The sequence below is a fragment of the Cupriavidus sp. GW823-FHT06D04 genome (genome assembly GCF_058795055.1).
The window spans coordinates 620,625-638,607 of record NZ_JBXAHL010000001.1 but is presented as its reverse complement, the minus strand read 5'-3'; the positions used below and the strand labels follow the sequence as shown (position 1 = coordinate 638,607).

The window sequence follows — 17,983 nt, the reverse complement described above, 5'->3', positions numbered from 1 at the left end:
CTACGCTTGCTGGTATTGCCCCGGAGGATGGGGCATATTGTACCGAATCGCAAAGGTGCCCCAAGCAAAACGCTTATTGTGAAATAGTATTTCACTATATAAAATGCTGGGTTCCAAAGGAAGAGAAGGGCGGGCACGTGGAGCCGGTCCGCCGATCGTCCCCTGCCTCGTCAATGACGGCTCCACCGATTGGAAGATGCGCCGATGACCAGCCCTCAGCAGTCCCCGTCCCAAGACGATCTGAAACAGCAGCAGCGTGAGGCGCTGCGCAAAGCGGCGCTCGAGTACCACGAGTTTCCCACCCCCGGCAAGATCTCGGTCACGCCGACCAAGCCGCTGTCGAACCAGCGCGACCTGGCCCTGGCCTATTCGCCGGGCGTGGCCGCCGCTTGTGAAGAGATCGTTTCCGATCCGGCCAACTCCTTCCGCTACACCGCCCGCGGCAACCTGGTCGCGGTGATCACCAACGGCACCGCCGTGCTGGGCCTGGGCGACATTGGCGCCGCGGCTTCCAAGCCGGTGATGGAAGGCAAGGCTGGCCTGTTCAAGAAGTTTGCCGGTATCGACGTGTTTGATATCGAGGTCGACGAAAAGGACCCGGAGAAGCTGGTCCAGATCATCGCCGCGCTGGAGCCCACCTTCGGCGGCATCAACCTGGAAGACATCAAGGCACCGGAGTGCTTCTACGTCGAGCGCAAGCTGCGCGAGAAGATGAAGATCCCCGTCTTCCACGATGACCAGCACGGCACCGCCATCGTGGTGTCCGCGGCCATCATCAACGGCCTGAAGGTGGTCGGCAAGGACATCAAGAAGGTCAAGCTGGTAGCCTCGGGCGCCGGCGCGGCCGCGCTGGCCTGCTTGGACCTGCTGGTCGATATCGGCCTGCCCATTGAGAACATCTGGGTGACGGACCTGGCCGGCGTGGTCTACGAAGGCCGTACCGAGCTGATGGACCCGGAAAAGGCGCGCTTCTGCCAGAAGACCGACAAGCGCAAGCTGGCCGAAGTGATCGACGGCGCCGACATCTTCCTAGGCCTGTCCGCCGCTGGCGTGCTCAAGCAGGACATGGTCCAGCGCATGGCCGACAAGCCGCTGGTGCTGGCCCTGGCCAACCCGAACCCGGAAATCGCGCCGGAGCTGGTCAAGGAAGTGCGCCCGGACGCGGTGATGGCCACCGGCCGTACCGACTACCCGAACCAGGTCAATAACGTCCTGTGCTTCCCATTCATCTTCCGCGGGGCGCTGGACTGCGGCGCCACCACCATCACGCGTGAGATGGAAATCGCCGCGGCCAATGCGCTGGCCGAGCTGGCACGCCAGGAGCAGAGCGACATCGTCGCCACTGCCTATGGCATCCAGGACCTGTCGTTCGGCCCCGAGTACCTGATTCCGAAGCCGTTCGACCCGCGCCTGATCGTCAAGGTGGCGCCTGCCGTGGCCGAGGCCGCGATGAAGTCCGGCGTGGCCGCCCGTCCGATCGAGGACATGGACGCCTACCGCCTGCAGCTGCAGCAGTTCGTGTACCACTCGGGCACGCTGATGAAGCCGATCTACGCCGCCGCGCGCAAGGTCGAGATGGAGAAGAAGCGCATCGTCTTCGCTGAAGGCGAGCAAGAGCGCGTGCTACGCGCGGTGCAGGTGATCGTTGACGAAAAGCTGGCCAACCCGATCCTGATCGGCCGCCCGGCCGTGCTGCAGCACCGCATCGAGCGCTTCGGCCTGCGCCTGCGCGCCGGCGTGGACTTCACCGTGGTCAACCCCGAGCACGACGAGCGCTTCCGCGACTACTCCGACGCCTACTACCGCATGATGGCGCGCGAGGGCATCACGCCCGAGTACGCCAAGCTGGAGCTGCGCCGCCGCACCACGCTGATCGGCGCCATGCTGGTCAAGAAGGGCGAGGCCGACGGCATGATCTGCGGCACCGTCAGCAACACCGCGGCGCACCTGCGCTATATCGACCAGGTGCTGGGCGGCACCAACAAGGTCTACGCGGCGATGAACGGCCTGGTGCTGCCGGGCCGCCAGATCTTCCTGGTGGATACGCACGTCAACGTCGACCCGACCGCCGAAGAACTGGCCCAGATCACGCTGATGGCCGCCGAGGAACTGAAGCGCTTCGGCATCGAGCCCAAGATCGCGCTGCTGTCGCATTCGAACTTCGGTTCGTCCGAAGCGCCTTCGGCCCGCAAGATGCGCGAAACCCTCGCCATCCTGCGTGATCGCGCCCCGGACCTGGAGATCGACGGCGAAATGCACGGCGACAGCGCGCTCGACCAGAAGCTGCGCGACCAGCTGGTGCCGGACGGCGCGCTCAAGGGCGAAGCCAACCTGCTGGTCTGCCCGAACATCGACGCGGCCAATATCTCGTACAACCTGCTCAAGGTTGCTGCGGGCAACAACGTCGCGATCGGGCCGATCCTGCTGGGCGTGAAGGCGCCGGTGCACATCCTGACGCCGTCGGCCACGGTGCGCCGCATCGTCAACATGACCTCGCTGGTCGTGGTGGACGCCGCTGCCAAGCGCTAAACCGCCTGGTAGCGCCGGTTGCATGGCCGGTAGCAGGCTATTGTGACGAAAAGCCGGGTTCGCCCGGCTTTTTTTGCATCCATATATGCATGGTTAGTATGCGCACACATACGCTTAACATATTGAAACAATTGAAGAATTATCGGTGCCGCCGGGCCGGGATTGCTTAATTTCGTGCATGCGCGTAACCTTACGCCTTTGATACAGGCGCTCGCCATGAGCGCCCCGGTACGGCCGGCATCCATCGCGCTCCTCTACGGGTAGCGCAGGGCGCTGGCCAGGGTGGCCCGGACAGATAGATCGTCTACCCAACCAGCGGCAGGCTCGATTTCCGGTTCAACCAAGACAAGCAACGTGGGTTTCCAAGTTTCTCTGATGCGGCACGCAACGCGCATGCTGGCCCGGTCCATGACCGGCGCGGCGCTGGTGCTGGCCCTGGCGCAGCCGACACTGGCGCGGCAGGTGCAGACCGAAGGGATGGGAACCATTGCAGTGCAGCAGTTGCCCAACGATGCACGGCAGACCCTGGAGCGCATCGAAGCCGGCGGCCCGTTCCTGTATGACAAGGACGGATCGAGATTCGGCAATTACGAGCGCATCCTGCCGCAACGTGAACGCGGGTATTACCGCGAATACACGGTCAAGAGCGCCAGGAGCCGGAACCGGGGAGCCAAGCGGATCGTCTGCGGCGGGGAACAACGCGCTGCCAACGATTGTTACTACACGGAAGATCACTACAACAGCTTCAAACGGATACTCAAATGATGACTGACATTTTCGGATTGGGCGACGCCCTTGCCGCCCGCGAAGAGCGCGGCGCCGGAGATGGCTGGCAGCGGGCTCAGCAGCAGGCCCAGAACCTATACGACAACGTGCTGATGATGCCGAGCCAGGAGCTCATGCAAAAACTCCCGCCCGCGACTGCGCCCGTGGCCATGCCCGCCGGTCCCGGTTGGAATGACGGCACCAGCGAGGGGGCCATGAATCTGTTCAAGACGGTGCGTCCGAACATCGTCCAGTCGATCCGCGCCTTCCGCGTGCCTGAGCTGGCCCAGGCGGCCGCCGATCTCGGGCAGCATTTCCTCTATGCCAATTGCGCCCATTGCGCGAGCAAGGCCGAGATCCTGGAAACCATCGCCACGTCGTTCACCTTCCCGAAGCACTTCGGCAAGAACTTCGACGCGCTGGCTGACTGCCTGACCGACATGATCTACAAGGCCGGCCCGCAGCCGGGCTTTGTGATCGTGCTGGAAGGCCTGCCGATTGCGCAGAAGTTCGACAAGGAAGGGCGCGAGGTGCTGCTCGACGTATTCCGCGACGCCGCCGAGTTCTGGGGCGAGCGCAAGGTGCAGTTCCGGGTGTTTTATTCGTTCGCCTGATTGCGCTGGCCTGGCCGTTCCACGGTATAGCAAGCAAAAAGCCCGCATCAGCGGGCTTTTTGCTTTCTGGCGAGGTGCTGGCCTTACTCCTGCGCCGGCAGATGCCCATGTGGCGTGAGCCGGTCGATCAGCTCCGGCAGCCCTTCGCTCAGTTGCGCGGCCACGTCGTCCTGCGACATGCCGGTGGTCTGTGCCAGCGATTCGAGCGCGCCGGTGTTGCCCAGCGCGCTGCTCAGCGCCGACGGCGTGACCGGCTGGTTGGCGCCGCTGCCGATCCACGAGTTCACCTGCTCGCCCAGCCCGGCCTGCGCCAGGATCTGCTGCAGCGCGCCGATGCCGCCGGCGGCCGCACCCAGCGCCTGGCTGTTGGCCGGCGCGCCACCCTGGCCGCCAAGCAGGCCGCCGAGCAACGAGCCAAGATCCAGGCCGCCGGTGGCGCCGCCGGGCGCCGCGCCGGCACCGCCGCCGCCGAGCATGCCGCCCAGCAGCCCGCCGAGGCTGCCCAGGCCACCCAGTCCATCATCGGCCGCCGGCGCATCGCCCGCGCCGCCGCCGGCTTGCCCGCGGCCGCGCATGGCCAGCGTTGCCAGCAGGCCGAGCGCCATCATCAGCTTGGGGTCGAGCCCGCCGCCGGTATCGCCAGCCTCGCCGCGCGCGCCGCCGAGTTGTCCGAGCACACCGCCCAGCACGCTATCGAGTAGTCCCATGGTCGACTCCTTTCAGTCAGGGTTGCAAGGTTGACGCGATGACCGGATGGCCGCCGCCGTCAGAATCCGCCAAGCAAGGCATTAAGGGTTGCCAGGCATGCCAGCCCGGCGGTTTCAGTACGCAGGATGCGGGGGCCGAGCGACACGCCGGTGAAACCCGCTTGCCTTGCCGCCTGCTCCTCCTCGGGCGCCAGGCCGCCTTCGGGGCCGATCAGCAGCGTGACGCCGCCGGCCAGCAAGGCTTCGCGTTGTTCGGCGATGAACGCCGGCAGCGAGTACGTGGCGCGCGGCGATACCAGCAGCCTGGCACCGCCAGCCGCGGACTGCGCCAGCCATGTTTCAAAGTTAGCGACCGGCGCAACCTCCGGCAAGCGGTTGCGTCCGCATTGCTCGCAGGCGGCCTGCACCAGTGCCTGCCAGTGCGCGTGGCGCTTGTGCGCGCGCTCGCCCGACAGGCGCACCACCGAGCGGCTGGCCTGCAGCGGCTGGATTGCCGTGACGCCCAGTTCGACCGCCTTTTCGATCAGCCAGTCCATCTTGTCGCCGCCGGCCAGGCCCTGCGCCAGCGTGACGCGGAAGGGCGGCTCGGCTTCGGCCGCGTCATGCGCGCCGATGCGCGCCAGCGCGTGGCGCTTGCCCAGCTCGACCAGCGTGGCCGCGTGGCTGCCGCCGCGGCCGTCGAACAGCGTCATGGCGTCGCCCGGCACCAGGCGCAGCACCTGCGCGTGGCGCACCACTGGCTCGGGCAGCGGGAAATCGGACTCGGCGGCCAGGACGGTGTCTGTGCCGCCGACGAAGAAGCGAGGTGCCATCAGCTTGCCTGGCCTGCTGCCTGGTCCAGCGGTTTGCCGAAGCCCCAGCGGTAGCCGTCGGGATCTTCGACCATGCAATAGCGGTCGCCCCAGAACTGGTCGGCCGGCGCCATCAGGCTGACCGCGCCGGCGTCGACCGCGCGCTGGTGCATGGCGTCGACATCGTCGCAATAGACATAGAAGGTCTGCGGGCACTCGACGCCCAGCGAGCGCGGCGTGCGCGCGGTGCTGCCCCAGGCGCCCTCGGGCGCGAACATCACCACCAGCTGGCCCTGGTAGTGCATCTCGGCATGGGTCGGCACGCCGTTTTCGTCGACCACGTTGCCGGCGGCGAAGCCGAAGGCTCGGCTGTAGAAGTCCAGTGCGGCGCGCCCGTTGGCGACGGTCAGGTAGGGGGTGAGCCAGGGGGTGTTGGCCGGTCTGGTCATGATCGTCTCCTGAGTGCGGGAAACCCGGCGCGGCTGGCGTGCCGCGCGGTGCGAGAGTGCATCTTACGCGTGCCGCGCTACGCTGTCGAAGTGCGGCGCAGCGGCCGGCCGGGCTGGTTGGGGTGAAGCATCAGGCATGTCCGTGGCCGGATAGTTCCGATGACCGGGGGCGGGGGGCGCATGGGGCTTGCGGTGATCGCCCTCGCTGCGCCGCAGGCGCTGTCCGGGAGTCCGGAAAACCCAATAGCTTCTGCTAAAATTGCGGTTTTCCTGCCGTCAGGCTCACGCCCGAATCCGCCAGAATGTCCGCCCTTGCCCATCCCGCCACAAGTCCTTTTGCTTCCCAGCCCGCCAAGCTGATGGCCGACGCCATCCGCGTGCTTGCCATGGACGCCGTCCAGCAGGCCAATTCCGGCCACCCCGGTGCGCCGATGGGCATGGCAGACATCGCCGTGGCGCTGTGGGGCCGGCACCTGAAGCACAACCCGAGCAACCCCCAGTGGGCCGACCGCGACCGCTTCGTGCTGTCCAACGGCCACGGCTCGATGCTGATCTATGCGCTGCTGCACCTGACCGGCTACGACCTGCCGGTCGAAGAGCTGAAGAATTTCCGCCAGCTGCACAGCAAGACCGCCGGCCACCCGGAATACGGCATCACCCCGGGCGTGGAAACCACCACCGGCCCGCTCGGCCAGGGCATCACCAATGCCGTCGGCATGGCGCTGGCCGAACGCCTGCTGGGCGAAGAATTCAACCGCCCCGGCTTCGACATCGTCAACCACCACACCTATGTCTTCCTCGGCGACGGTTGCCTGATGGAAGGCATCTCGCACGAAGCCAGCTCGCTGGCCGGCACGCTGAAGCTCAACAAGCTGATCGCGCTGTGGGATGACAATGGCATCTCGATCGACGGCGACGTGGTGCACTGGTTCAACGACGATACCCCGAAGCGTTTCGAAGCCTATGGCTGGAACGTGATCCGCGGCATCGACGGCCATGACGTGACCGCCGTCGACATGGCGATCTCGCAGGCCAAGGCCAGCGACAAGCCGACCCTGATCTGCTGCCGCACCAAGATCGGCAAGGGCGCGCCCAATAAGGAAGGCGGCCACGACGTGCACGGCGCCCCGCTGGGCGGCGCCGAAGTGCTGGCCACGCGCGAGGCGCTGGGCTGGGCCCACGCCCCGTTCGAAGTGCCGGCCGAGGTCTACGACACCTGGGACGCCAAGGCCAATGGCCAGGCGCTGGAGCGTGCCTGGAACGCGCTGTTCGATGCCTACGCCGAGCGCCACCCGTATGAGGCCGGCGAGTTCCGCCGCCGCATGAAAGGCGAGCTGCCGGGTTCGTTCGACGCCGCCGTCGAAGCATTTATCGCCAAGTGCGAGGAAAAGGCCGAGACCATCGCCACCCGCAAGGCCAGCCAGAACACCATCGAGGCCTTCGGCCCGGTGCTGCCCGAGTTCCTCGGCGGCTCGGCCGACCTGACCGGCTCGAACCTGACCAACTGGTCGGGCAGCCAGGCCGTGCGCGTGGATGCCTGGGGCAACCATATCAACTACGGCGTGCGCGAGTTCGGCATGAGCGCCATCATGAACGGCATCACGCTGCATGGTGGCTACATTCCCTACGGCGCCACCTTCCTGACCTTCTCGGACTACAGCCGCAACGCGCTGCGCATGGCGGCGCTGATGAAGATCCGCTCGCTGTTCGTGTTCACCCATGACTCGATCGGCCTGGGCGAAGACGGCCCGACCCACCAGTCGATCGAGCACGTCGCCAGCCTGCGCCTGATCCCGAACATGGACGTCTGGCGCACCGCCGACACCACCGAGACCGCCGTGGCCTGGGCCGAGTCGATCCGCCGCGAGAACGGACCGAGCTGCCTGATCTTCAGCCGCCAGAACCTGCCGTTCCAGCGCCGCGACGAAACCACCCGTGCCAACATCGCGCGCGGCGGCTACGTGCTGCGCGACAGCGTCAACCCCAAGACCAAGCGTCCGGACGCCGTGATCCTGGCCACCGGCTCCGAAGTGGGCCTGGCCGTTGGCGCCGCTGACGCACTGGCTACCGAAGGCGTGCATGTGCGCGTGGTCTCGGTCCCGGCCACCACCGTGTTCGACAAGCAGGACACCGCCTACAAGGCCAGCGTGCTGCCGGCCGGCGTGCCGCGCGTGGCGGTCGAGGCGGGCGTGACGGACTTCTGGTGGAAGTACCAGGTCCAGGCGGTGGTGGGCATCGACACCTTCGGTGAATCGGCCCCGGCCGGCGTGCTGTTCAAGCACTTCGGCTTTACCGTCGACAACGTGGTCCGCACGGTGAAGGACACCCTTATCTAAGCATCCGGGCGCTGGAGCCGCGTGGTGCGCCGCGCGGCAGCAGCGGCGCCCACAGGTTTCAATCGATCCTCAGGAGAGACAGTCATGACCATCAAGATCGGCATCAACGGCTTCGGCCGCATCGGACGCATGGTGTTCCGCGCCGCAGTCGCCAACTTCAAGGACATCGAAGTCGTTGGCATCAACGACCTGCTGGAGCCCGACTACCTGGCGTACATGCTGAAGTACGACTCGGTGCATGGCCGCTTCGACGGCGAAGTGTCGGTCGACGGCAACACCCTGGTCGTCAACGGCAAGAAGATCCGCCTGACCGCGGTCAAGGATCCGGCCGAGCTGAAGTGGGGCGAGATCGGCGCTGACGTGGTGGTCGAGTCGACCGGCATCTTCCTGACCAAGGAAGGCGCGCAGAAGCACCTCGACGCGGGTGCCAAGAAGGTGATCATGTCGGCCCCGTCCAAGGACGACACCCCGATGTTCGTGTACGGCGTGAACCACGAGTCGTACAAGGGCGAGGCGATCATCTCCAACGCCAGTTGCACCACCAACTGCCTGGCACCGGTGGCCAAGGTGCTGAACGACAAGTGGGGCATCAAGCGCGGCCTGATGACCACCGTGCACGCTGCCACCGCCACCCAGAAGACCGTTGACGGCCCGTCCAACAAGGACTGGCGCGGCGGCCGCGGCATCCTGGAGAACATCATCCCGTCGTCGACCGGCGCTGCCAAGGCCGTGGGCGTGGTGATTCCGCAGCTGAACAAGAAGCTGACCGGCATGTCGTTCCGCGTGCCGACCTCGGACGTGTCCGTGGTTGACCTGACCGTCGAGCTGGAAAAGTCGGCGACGTACGAAGAAATCTGCGCCGAGATGAAGGCCCAGAGCCAGGGCGCGCTCAAGGGCGTGCTGGGCTACACCGAAGACAAGGTCGTCGCCACCGACTTCCGCGGCGATGCCCGCACCTCGATCTTCGACGCTGAAGCAGGCATCGCGCTGGACGGCACCTTCATCAAGGTCGTGAGCTGGTACGACAACGAGTGGGGCTACTCGAACAAGGTGCTGGAAATGGTCCGCGTCGCGGCCAAGTAATCCGGCAGCTTCCGCAGTCAAGAAAAACGCGCCTTCGGGCGCGTTTTTCATTTTCCGGCGCAGTGATGTTCAGGCAGCCGGGCGGGGGGGCAGCGGGCGCGCGTCGACTGCGTCGCCGTCCACCAGGAAATGGCCGCCAGCCACATGGTGGATGGTGCGCAGCGCATCATGGCCGTCGAAATGCCAGCGCCCGTTGCTGAACACGCGCGCGTCGGCGTGCGCGGCCACGACTTCGCCAAGGAACAGGTCGTAGGTCTGCTGCGTGGCCGGTTCCGGCAGCAGCCGGCATTCCAGCCAGGCCGCGCAGCCGTCCAGCAGCGGCGCGCCGACCACCGTGCCGGCAAAGGTGCCCAGGCCGTAGGCGTCGAACTTGTCGGTGCCTTCCTGCTCCATCAGCGCCAGGCCGGAGCTGGAGCCCAGCGCCTCGGTCAGGTCGACCTGGCTGACGGTCGGGACCTGCAGCACGAACTCGCCGCTGTCTTCCAGCAGGCGCCGGGTCCAGGTGCTCTTGTCCAGCACCACTGCCACCTTGGGCGGGGAAAAGTCCAGCGGCATGGCCCAGGCGGCGGCCATGATATTGCGCTTGCCGGCGGCGGCGGCGCTGACCAGCACGGTGGGGCCGTGGTTCAGCAAGCGGTAGGCTTTCCGGAGTGGTACGGGGAGGCGGAAATGTTCAGGCATGATGGCCGGGATCGAGCCGTCGGAAAAGAATGATAAAAATGGAAGCGGCGGACCCACTATACAACGATGCACTGGTGGATGCTGCAGCGCGGGAAATGTCCACAAATGCGGTCATTAGTGGAAAAAACGCGCAATTTTTCAGAATTATGTCGTAGACGGCCATTTTAGAAATGCCGAATTTGCTTTCCGAGCTTGTTTTTTCCTCTTACACTATTAAGACGCCGTTGAAATCTGATGTGCAGCCAGTGTAAGTGGTGGGGCCATCTAGCTAAGAATAATCTGACCGAGGCCTGATCATGGTGAACGTAGACACGAAGCTTTTAGTGATCTTCACCGAACTACTGAGCAAGCGAAACGCCACTTATGTCGCGGAAAAGATGCATATGACCGCTCCGGCCGTATCGCACTCGCTGGGCAGGCTGCGTGAAATCTTTGACGATCCCCTCTTCATCCGCGTCCCGCACGGCCTGACGCCAACGCCGCGTGCGCTGGAACTGGGCCCGAAGATCCGCGACATGCTGGACTTGTGGTCGTCGATCAACGAGGGTGATGCCGACAATTTCGATCCGGCCATTGCCACCGGCACGCTGAGCATCGGCTTTGCCGCCGAGCTGGGCGACACGGTATTCAACCGTTTTGTGCTGCGCATCAAGCAGCTGGCGCCGGACCTGCATATCAAGCTGGTCGAATCCCATTCGTGGGAAACGGACGTCGCCTCGATGCGCGCCAACGAGCTTGACCTGGCCTTTTCCCCGTTCCCGACCCGCCACCCGGAAATCGTCGAGGAGATGGTGACGTCGCTGAACCTGTGGGTTTGCGCGCGCAAGAGCCATCCGGTGCTCAAGAACCACTGCTCGCTGGAGCAATACCTGGATTGCGGCCATATCTTCATGGCGCATTCCGGCGGCGCCGGCCGCCCGGCGCCGTCGCTGATCCCGCTCGACTACGCGCTGCAGCAGCGCGGGCTCAAGCGCAATGCGACGCTGACGGTACATTCATGGCGTGCCCAGGCCGAACTGGCCTCGCAGACCGACATGATCTTCACCGTCAATGCGCTGACCAAGGACATGGCCTGCGAGACCTATGGCCTGAAGGCGTTCCCGCTGCCGGCGGAACTGAACACCACGCTCGGCCTGAACATGTTCTGGCACCGCAGCCGCAACACCCATCCGATGCTGGTGTGGGCGCGCAGCCTGTTCCGCCAGGTGGTGGGCGAGTTCGTCGGCCTGCCGCCGGCACGCCCGGCACGGGTGGTGACCGAACAGGACCTGCAAGACCTGCAGGCGCCCTGAGCAGCAGCATCCTGCGGCGAGCAGCCCAAACAAAAAACCGGCGCCAGGCGCCGGTTTTTTGTTGCCGTCTGCGCTCCGCTGGGGAGCGTGCAGGCTTATCGTTTGGGTCTGTGGGGACAGTCTGTTTTGGTGCAATTGCCGTACAGCGACAGTGCATGTTCCTGCAGCGTAAAGCCGCGCTCGCGCGCGATGCTTTGCTGGCGGTGCTCGATTTCAGAGTCGAAGAACTCCTCGACGCGGCCGCAGTCGAGGCACACCAGGTGATCATGGTGCTTGCCTTCGTTGAGTTCGAAAATCGCCTTGCCGGATTCAAAGTTGTTGCGCGAGAGCAGGCCTGCCTGCTCGAACTGGGTCAGCACGCGGTAGACGGTTGCCAGGCCGATATCCATATGCTCGTTCAGCAGGATACGGTAGACGTCTTCCGCGCTCAGGTGCCGCTGTTCACTGGTCTGAAAAATTTCAAGAATCTTCAGCCTGGGCACGGTCGCCTTCAGGCCGATGTTCTTGAGGTCCGCCGGACTCGGCATGTGGGTGACTCCCTAGAGTACAATGACTGGATAGTTGAATCATAAGGGTTTTGGCAGCAAAAGTCGCTCGCGGTAGTGATGTCCCAAGTCGGCATCACGCGCCCGGCACAGTTGCCGTCCCATGTGGTTGTCGCGGCAGGCGCAACAGGCGTGTGTGGTGCAATCGGCGCATTTTGCGCCGTTTTTGTGCCCGCCTTGCGGTACCTTGCCGCCGTACTTTTCTTTCCCTCCCGGAAGCGAGATACATGCGTTCTATCCGTTCGTCCGCCATGCGCCCGACGCTGGTTGTCTCCCTGCTGGCCGCGGCCCTGCTGGCCGGCGCCTGCTCAGCCTACGATTCCACCTCGCGCAAGGTAGCCAACGCCATTACGCCGTACCGGATCAACATCGTGCAGGGCAATTTCGTCTCGCGCGAGGCCGTGTCGCAACTGCGCGAAGGCATGACGCGCGACCAGGTCAAGTTCCTGCTCGGCACGCCGCTGCTGAATGACGTGTTCCACGCCGACCGCTGGGACTACGTGTTCTCGTTCCGCCGCGGCAATACCCCGGTGGTGCAGCAGCGCCGCTATACGGTGTATTTTGAAGGCGACCGGCTGGTCAAATTCAGCGGCGATGAACTGCCGTCCGAGTATGAGCTGATTGCCGAGATCGACGGCATGAAAAAGGCGTTGAAGGACCAGACGCCGGGCAAGATCTCCACTGGCGCGGCAGCCACCGCGGCCGCACCGGCCGAACCGCAGACCACGGTGGAGAACTTTGTACCGCGGCAGGCGCAGCAGCCGGAAGCGGCACCCGCCGCTGCGGCATCGCCGGCCCAGGCCACCGTGCCGGCCGAGGCCCCCAAGCCGGCCGCCAACTGATCCGCCACACGGCGCGCCGGCGGCGGCGCGCCCCCAGTTTTCCGGGCCGGCCAGGCATGGCCGGCTCGATCACTTTCCGCGCATTGCGCATATTCCGCTGAGCCAGACACCATGAACATCGCCATTGCAGGCGCATCGGGCCGCATGGGCCGCATGCTGATCGAACACGTGCTGAACACCGAGGGCGTGAGCCTGGCGGGCGCGCTCGACGTGCCGGGCTCGCCGGCGCTGGGCCAGGACGCCGGCCTGCTGCTGGGCCGCCAGACCGGCGTGGCGATCAGCGCCGATGTGGAAGCGGTGCTGGCCGGCGCGGACTGCCTGATCGACTTCACTCGCCCCGAAGGCACGCTTGCCCACGTGGCCGCGGCTAAGAAACTGGGCGTGAAGATGGTGATCGGCACCACCGGCTTCGACGAAGCCGGCAAGGCCGCGCTGGCTGAGGCCGCCAGGTCGATCGGCATCGTCTTTGCCGCCAACTTCAGCGTCGGCGTCAACGCCACCTTCAAGCTGCTGGAAGTGGCCGCCAGGCTGCTGTCGACCGGCTATGACATCGAAGTGATCGAGGCGCATCACCGCTTCAAGGTCGATGCTCCCTCGGGCACCGCGCTGAAGATGGGTGAAGTGATTGCCGATGCGCTTGGCCGTGACCTCAAGACCTGCGCCGTCTATGCCCGCGAAGGCCACACCGGCGAGCGCGACCCCAACTCGATCGGCTTTGCCACCGTGCGCGGCGGCGATATCGTCGGCGACCACACCGTGATGTTCGCCGGCATCGGCGAGCGCATTGAGATCAGCCACAAGTCGTCCAGCCGCCAGTCGTATGCCGACGGTGCCGTGCGCGCCGCCCGTTTCCTGGCCGACAAGCCCAACGGCCTGTTCGACATGCAGGACGTGCTGGGCCTGAAGTAAGGCGCAGCGGGGCGCGCAGGGCCGAAACTGGCCTGCCGCCACGGTTATAATCGTCTTCTTTCGCATTGCACGCCCGGCGGGCGCCGCGCAAGCGGCGCGCCCGCTGCTCTCATTCCAACGATTCCCCCGGATGCCGGCAGGCCAGTTGCCGCGCAAACGTTGTCCTGACTGCTGTCCCGACCATGCAAGACAAATACCTTCCTTCCGCCGTTGAACAAGCCGCCCAGCAGCACTGGCAAGCCATCGACGCCTATCGCGTGTCGGAGCATGCGGCCGGGGCCGACGGCAAGGAAAAGCCCAAGTTCTACGCCTGCTCGATGCTGCCGTATCCGTCGGGCAAGCTGCACATGGGCCACGTGCGCAACTACACCATCAACGACGTGATGGCGCGCTACCTGCGCATGAACGGCAACAATGTGCTGATGCCGATGGGCTGGGACGCCTTCGGCATGCCGGCCGAGAACGCCGCGCTGAACAACGGCGTGGCGCCGGCGGCCTGGACCTACGACAACATCGCTTACATGAAGAAGCAGATGCAGTCGATGGGCTTGGCGATCGACTGGTCACGCGAAGTCGCCACCTGCAGCCCGGACTACTACCGCTGGAACCAGTGGCTGTTCCTGAAGATGCTGGAAAAGGGCATCGCCTACCGCAAGACCGGCACCGTCAACTGGGACCCGGTCGACCAGACCGTGCTGGCCAACGAGCAGGTCATCGACGGCCGCGGCTGGCGTTCGGGCGCGGTAGTGGAAAAGCGCGAGATCCCGATGTACTACCTGCGCATCACCGAGTATGCGGAGGAACTGCTGGGCGACCTGGACCAGCTGGGCTGGCCCGAGCGCGTCAAGGTGATGCAGCAGAACTGGATCGGCAAGAGCGTGGGCGTGCGCTTTGCGTTTCCGCACGACATCCCGGGCGAGGACGGCAAGCCGATCAATGACGGCAAGCTGTACGTGTTCACCACGCGCGCCGACACCATCATGGGCGTGACCTTCTGCGCGGTCGCCGCCGAGCACCCGCTGGCCACGCACGCCGCACTGAACAACCCCGAACTGGCTGCCTTCATCGACGAATGCAAGCACGGCTCGGTCATGGAAGCCGACATGGCGACCATGGAGAAGAAGGGCATGCCGACCGGCCTGCAGGTGGTGCACCCGCTGACCGGCGAGAAGGTCGACGTGTGGGTCGGCAACTACGTGCTGATGAGCTATGGCGACGGCGCCGTGATGGGCGTGCCCGCGCACGATGAGCGCGACTTCGCCTTCGCGCTCAAGTACAAGCTGCCGATCAAGCAAGTCATCGACGTGAAGGGCCAGCCTTACTCGACCGAAGCCTGGCAGGAATGGTACGGCGACAAGGAAAACGGCACCTGCATCCACAGCGGCAAGTATGACGGCCTCGGCTACCAGGCCGCGGTCGAAGCCATTGCCGCCGACCTGGGCGCCAAGGGCATCGGCGAGAAGAAAGTGACCTGGCGCCTGCGCGACTGGGGCATCTCGCGCCAGCGCTACTGGGGCACGCCGATCCCGCTGATCCACTGCGACAGCTGCGGCGTGGTGCCGGTCCCTGAGAAAGACCTGCCGGTGGTGCTGCCCGAAGACCTGGTGCCGGACGGCACCGGCAACCCGCTGGCCAAGGATGCGCGCTTCCTGCAGTGCACCTGCCCGTCGTGCGGCAAGCCGGCGCGCCGCGAGACCGACACGATGGATACCTTCATCGACTCGTGCTGGTACTACATGCGCTATACCTGCCCGGACGCGGCCACCATGGTCGATGCGCGCAACGATTACTGGATGCCGATGGACCAGTACATCGGCGGCATCGAGCACGCGATCCTGCACCTGCTGTACGCACGCTTCTGGACCAAGGTCATGCGCGACCTGGGCCTGGTCAAGTTCGACGAGCCCTTCACCAACCTGCTGACGCAGGGCATGGTGCTCAACGAGACCTACTACCGCGAAGACGCCTCGGGCAAGAAGCACTGGTACAACCCGGCCGAGGTCGACCTGCGCACCGACGAGCGCGGCCGCCCGGTGGGCGCCACGCTGATCGCCGACGGCCAGCCGGTGGTGATCGGCGGCGTCGAGAAGATGTCGAAGTCCAAGAACAACGGCATCGACCCGCAGGCGCTGATCGACCAGTACGGCGCCGACACCGCGCGCCTCTTTGTGATGTTCGCCGCGCCGCCGGAGCAGCAGCTGGAATGGAGCGGCTCGGGCGTGGAGGGCGCCTCGCGCTTCCTGCGCCGCGTGTGGAACTACGGCTATGCCAATGCCGCGGCCATCCGCGACGGCGCCGGCGGCACGCCGACTGCCGATGACGCCGAGCTGCGCCGCGAGATCCACGGCGTGCTCAAGCAGGCCAACTACGACTACCAGCGCATCCAGTACAACACCGTGGTGTCCGCCACGATGAAGATGCTGAACGCGCTGGACGACGCCAAGACCGCTTCGCCGGCCGCGCGCCGCGAGTGCTTCGGCATCCTGCTGCGCGTGCTGTACCCGGTGGTGCCGCACGTCACCCACGGCCTGTGGGACCAGCTGGGCTACGCCGCCGAAGCCGGCGACCTGCTCGACGCCCCGTGGCCGCAGGTCGATGAAGCCGCGCTGGTGCGCAGCGAGATCGAACTGGTGCTGCAGATCAACGGCAAGGTGCGCGGCAGCATCACCGTGCCCGCCGACGCCGACCGCGCCGCCATCGAGGCAACCGCCGCCGCCAGCGAGACCGTGGCCAAGTTCGCCGAGGGCAAGGCGCCGAAGAAGATCGTGGTGGTGCCCGGCCGCCTGGTCAACGTGGTGTTGTAAGCTGGTCTCGGAACCTGACAAGGAATCGCCAAGAATGAAGCGACTGAACATGGGGCGCCGCAAGGTGCTCGCGGCAATGCTGGCAGTGCCGGCAACAGGCCTGCTGGCCGGCTGCGGCTTCCACATGCGCGGCAACTCGGATTTCGCCTTCAAGCGGCTCTATATCGGGATTCCGGCCAATTCGCTGATGGGCGCGGACCTGCGCCGCGCCATCCACGGCGGCTCCGACACCCAGGTGGTGGTCGACCAGAAGGAGGCCGACGCGCTGCTGGACGTGCTGCAGGACACCCGCACCAAGTCGATCTTGTCGATCACCACCACCGGCGTGGTGCGCGAATACCGCCTGACACAGCGCTTCACCTTCCGCCTGCGCGACGCCGCCGGCAAGGAACTGATCCCGCCGTCGCAGCTGGTGCTGACGCGCGACCTGACCTACAACGAAGCCAACACGCTGGCCAAGGACTACGAAGAGCAGCAGCTGTACCGCGACATGCAACGCGATATCGTGCAGCAGCTGATGCGCCGGCTGGCCGCCGTCAAGGCCATCTGATCACGGCATGCAGCTCAAGCTCGACGGGCTCGACGCACACCTGCGGCAGGCGAAGGCCAAGGGCCTGGCGCCGCTGTACGTGGTGCACGGCGACGAACACCTGCTGGTGCTGGAGGCCGTCGACCGCCTGCGCGCCGCGGCGCGCGAAGCCGGCTTCTCCGAGCGCGACGTGCTGGTGGCCGAGCGCGGCTTCCACTGGGGCCAGCTGGTCGAGGCGCAGCAGTCGATGTCGCTATTCGGCGACCGCAAGATCGTTGAACTCCGCATCCCGTCGGGCAAGCCCGGCAAGGACGGCGGCGAGGCGCTGCGCGCCGTGGCCGCCCAGCCGTCGCCCGACGTGGTGCTGCTGGTGACGCTGCCGCGGCTGGATTTTGCCGCGTCCAAGTCGGCCTGGTTCCAGGCGCTGGAAGGCGCCGGCGTGTCGATCAAGGTCGACTCCGTGGACCGCACCCGGCTGCCGGCCTGGGTCGGCGAGCGGCTGTCGCTGCAGCAGCAGCGCGTCGAGGGCGGCGAGCCTGGCCGGCGTTCGCTGCAGTTTATCGCCGACAAGGTCGAGGGCAACCTGCTGGCGGCGCACCAGGAAATCCAGAAGCTGGGGCTGTTGTACCCGCCCGGCGAACTCACCTTCGACCAGGTGCACGATGCGGTGCTGAACGTGGCCCGCTACGACGTGTTCAAGCTGTCTGAATCGATGCTTTCTGGCGACGTGCCGCGGCTGGTGCGCATGCTCGAAGGGCTGCGCGGCGAGGGCGAGGCCACGGTGCTGGTGCTGTGGGCGCTGACCGAGGAAATTCGCGTATTATCCAAGGTCCGGCAGGGGCTGGCGGCCGGCAAGCCGGCGGGTGTGCTGATGCGCGAGCTGCGCGTCTGGGGCCCGCGCGAGCGGCTGGTGCCGCAGGCCGCGCAGCGCCTGGCGCAGCCAAGGCTGGACGCGGCGCTGGCGCTGGCGGCGCGGCTGGACCGCCAGGTCAAGGGCCTGTCGGACCTGCCGCCACCAGGCGGCAGCCCGCTGCCGGCGGAACCATGGGACGGGCTGCAGCAGCTTGCCCTGATGATCGCGCGCTGAACGCGCAACTCCACAGGTTT

General features: G+C 65.8%; 16 protein-coding genes. 11 read left to right on the top strand and 5 right to left on the bottom strand.

What is annotated here, in order from left to right; translation table 11 throughout:
• The first annotated feature begins 204 nt into the window (after positions 1–204).
• The 3 genes from AC1Q7H_RS03000 to AC1Q7H_RS02990 all read left to right on the top strand — a co-directional run bounded on the left by AC1Q7H_RS03000 (position 205) and on the right by AC1Q7H_RS02990 (position 3,908).
• Entirely contained in the window at positions 205–2,529 is a 2,325-nt protein-coding gene (locus tag AC1Q7H_RS03000) for an NADP-dependent malic enzyme (protein WP_153954204.1), read from the top strand.
• A 393-nt stretch (positions 2,530–2,922) separates the two neighbouring features.
• Positions 2,923–3,294 (top strand): guanyl-specific ribonuclease, encoded by a 372-nt coding sequence (locus AC1Q7H_RS02995; RefSeq protein ID WP_011616017.1) that lies wholly within the window; start codon positions 2,923–2,925, stop codon positions 3,292–3,294.
• On the top strand, positions 3,291–3,908 hold the full coding sequence (locus tag AC1Q7H_RS02990; protein WP_013957976.1) for a barstar family protein: 618 nt from the start codon (positions 3,291–3,293) through the stop codon (positions 3,906–3,908). The genes AC1Q7H_RS02995 and AC1Q7H_RS02990 overlap by 4 nt, the downstream gene beginning before the upstream one ends.
• Before the next feature lie 83 nt (positions 3,909–3,991).
• Here the strand turns inward: AC1Q7H_RS02990 and AC1Q7H_RS02985 are convergent, their stop codons facing one another.
• The 3 genes from AC1Q7H_RS02985 to AC1Q7H_RS02975 are packed head-to-tail and all read right to left on the bottom strand — an operon-like array spanning position 3,992 to position 5,855.
• Positions 3,992–4,615 (bottom strand): YidB family protein, encoded by a 624-nt coding sequence (locus tag AC1Q7H_RS02985; RefSeq protein ID WP_211980289.1) that lies wholly within the window; start codon positions 4,613–4,615, stop codon positions 3,992–3,994.
• A 59-nt stretch (positions 4,616–4,674) separates the two neighbouring features.
• Positions 4,675–5,427: a 16S rRNA (uracil(1498)-N(3))-methyltransferase gene (locus AC1Q7H_RS02980; protein ID WP_013957974.1), complete on the bottom strand. Its 753-nt coding sequence runs from the start codon at positions 5,425–5,427 to the stop codon at positions 4,675–4,677.
• On the bottom strand, positions 5,427–5,855 hold the full coding sequence (locus tag AC1Q7H_RS02975) for a VOC family protein (RefSeq protein WP_013957973.1): 429 nt from the start codon (positions 5,853–5,855) through the stop codon (positions 5,427–5,429). Before AC1Q7H_RS02975 ends, AC1Q7H_RS02980 begins: the two co-directional genes overlap by 1 nt.
• Positions 5,856–6,157: 302 nt before the next feature.
• On the opposite strand from AC1Q7H_RS02975, the gene tkt reads away from it, so the two are divergent.
• Positions 6,158–8,191, top strand: a complete 2,034-nt coding sequence (gene tkt, locus AC1Q7H_RS02970; protein WP_492380947.1) for a transketolase — start codon at positions 6,158–6,160, stop codon at positions 8,189–8,191.
• 84 nt (positions 8,192–8,275) lie between these two features.
• The gene (gene gap / locus AC1Q7H_RS02965; protein ID WP_010813209.1) at positions 8,276–9,274 is read left to right on the top strand and encodes a type I glyceraldehyde-3-phosphate dehydrogenase; all 999 of its coding nucleotides are present in this window, start codon (positions 8,276–8,278) and stop codon (positions 9,272–9,274) included.
• A 69-nt stretch (positions 9,275–9,343) separates the two neighbouring features.
• Here gap and AC1Q7H_RS02960 read toward each other — a convergent pair whose 3' ends face one another.
• Complete coding sequence (locus AC1Q7H_RS02960) at positions 9,344–9,955, bottom strand: flavin reductase family protein (RefSeq protein ID WP_492378453.1); 612 nt, start codon at positions 9,953–9,955, stop codon at positions 9,344–9,346.
• 296 nt (positions 9,956–10,251) lie between these two features.
• Between AC1Q7H_RS02960 and AC1Q7H_RS02955 the strand changes: the two genes are divergently transcribed.
• On the top strand, positions 10,252–11,247 hold the full coding sequence (locus AC1Q7H_RS02955) for a LysR family transcriptional regulator (protein WP_013957970.1): 996 nt from the start codon (positions 10,252–10,254) through the stop codon (positions 11,245–11,247).
• A gap of 95 nt (positions 11,248–11,342) precedes the next feature.
• Here the strand turns inward: AC1Q7H_RS02955 and fur are convergent, their stop codons facing one another.
• Positions 11,343–11,774, bottom strand: a complete 432-nt coding sequence (gene fur / locus AC1Q7H_RS02950) for a ferric iron uptake transcriptional regulator (protein ID WP_010813212.1) — start codon at positions 11,772–11,774, stop codon at positions 11,343–11,345.
• A gap of 245 nt (positions 11,775–12,019) precedes the next feature.
• On the opposite strand from fur, the gene AC1Q7H_RS02945 reads away from it, so the two are divergent.
• From AC1Q7H_RS02945 to holA, 5 genes are all read left to right on the top strand, one after another.
• Positions 12,020–12,634, top strand: coding sequence for an outer membrane protein assembly factor BamE (locus AC1Q7H_RS02945; protein ID WP_211980286.1), 615 nt, complete (start codon positions 12,020–12,022; stop codon positions 12,632–12,634).
• Positions 12,635–12,745: 111 nt separating this feature from the next.
• On the top strand, positions 12,746–13,543 hold the full coding sequence (gene dapB, locus AC1Q7H_RS02940; protein ID WP_013957968.1) for a 4-hydroxy-tetrahydrodipicolinate reductase: 798 nt from the start codon (positions 12,746–12,748) through the stop codon (positions 13,541–13,543).
• 182 nt (positions 13,544–13,725) lie between these two features.
• On the top strand, positions 13,726–16,347 hold the full coding sequence (gene leuS, locus AC1Q7H_RS02935) for a leucine--tRNA ligase (RefSeq protein ID WP_013957967.1): 2,622 nt from the start codon (positions 13,726–13,728) through the stop codon (positions 16,345–16,347).
• Positions 16,348–16,381: 34 nt separating this feature from the next.
• Positions 16,382–16,897 carry an LPS-assembly lipoprotein LptE gene (locus AC1Q7H_RS02930; RefSeq protein ID WP_013957966.1) on the top strand — a complete coding sequence of 172 codons (516 nt, stop codon included), beginning with the start codon at positions 16,382–16,384 and terminating at the stop codon, positions 16,895–16,897.
• Positions 16,898–16,904: 7 nt separating this feature from the next.
• Positions 16,905–17,963 (top strand): DNA polymerase III subunit delta, encoded by a 1,059-nt coding sequence (gene holA, locus AC1Q7H_RS02925; RefSeq protein WP_013957965.1) that lies wholly within the window; start codon positions 16,905–16,907, stop codon positions 17,961–17,963.
• Positions 17,964–17,983 lie beyond the last annotated feature (20 nt).

What these genes read in the sequence shown, in the direction of transcription:
- AC1Q7H_RS02980 (WP_013957974.1), bottom strand. Translation starts at nt 5,427, where the DNA reads ATGGCACCTCGCTTCTTCGTCGGCGGCACAGACACCGTCCTGGCCGCC.
- AC1Q7H_RS02930 (WP_013957966.1), top strand. Translation starts at nt 16,382, where the DNA reads ATGAAGCGACTGAACATGGGGCGCCGCAAGGTGCTCGCGGCAATGCTG.
- AC1Q7H_RS02960 (WP_492378453.1), bottom strand. Translation starts at nt 9,955, where the DNA reads ATGCCTGAACATTTCCGCCTCCCCGTACCACTCCGGAAAGCCTACCGC.
- gap (WP_010813209.1), top strand. Translation starts at nt 8,276, where the DNA reads ATGACCATCAAGATCGGCATCAACGGCTTCGGCCGCATCGGACGCATG.
- tkt (WP_492380947.1), top strand. Translation starts at nt 6,158, where the DNA reads ATGTCCGCCCTTGCCCATCCCGCCACAAGTCCTTTTGCTTCCCAGCCC.
- leuS (WP_013957967.1), top strand. Translation starts at nt 13,726, where the DNA reads ATGCAAGACAAATACCTTCCTTCCGCCGTTGAACAAGCCGCCCAGCAG.
- AC1Q7H_RS02955 (WP_013957970.1), top strand. Translation starts at nt 10,252, where the DNA reads ATGGTGAACGTAGACACGAAGCTTTTAGTGATCTTCACCGAACTACTG.
- AC1Q7H_RS02975 (WP_013957973.1), bottom strand. Translation starts at nt 5,855, where the DNA reads ATGACCAGACCGGCCAACACCCCCTGGCTCACCCCCTACCTGACCGTC.
- AC1Q7H_RS02945 (WP_211980286.1), top strand. Translation starts at nt 12,020, where the DNA reads ATGCGTTCTATCCGTTCGTCCGCCATGCGCCCGACGCTGGTTGTCTCC.
- AC1Q7H_RS02990 (WP_013957976.1), top strand. Translation starts at nt 3,291, where the DNA reads ATGATGACTGACATTTTCGGATTGGGCGACGCCCTTGCCGCCCGCGAA.
- dapB (WP_013957968.1), top strand. Translation starts at nt 12,746, where the DNA reads ATGAACATCGCCATTGCAGGCGCATCGGGCCGCATGGGCCGCATGCTG.
- AC1Q7H_RS02995 (WP_011616017.1), top strand. Translation starts at nt 2,923, where the DNA reads ATGCTGGCCCGGTCCATGACCGGCGCGGCGCTGGTGCTGGCCCTGGCG.
- AC1Q7H_RS03000 (WP_153954204.1), top strand. Translation starts at nt 205, where the DNA reads ATGACCAGCCCTCAGCAGTCCCCGTCCCAAGACGATCTGAAACAGCAG.
- holA (WP_013957965.1), top strand. Translation starts at nt 16,905, where the DNA reads ATGCAGCTCAAGCTCGACGGGCTCGACGCACACCTGCGGCAGGCGAAG.
- fur (WP_010813212.1), bottom strand. Translation starts at nt 11,774, where the DNA reads ATGCCGAGTCCGGCGGACCTCAAGAACATCGGCCTGAAGGCGACCGTG.
- AC1Q7H_RS02985 (WP_211980289.1), bottom strand. Translation starts at nt 4,615, where the DNA reads ATGGGACTACTCGATAGCGTGCTGGGCGGTGTGCTCGGACAACTCGGC.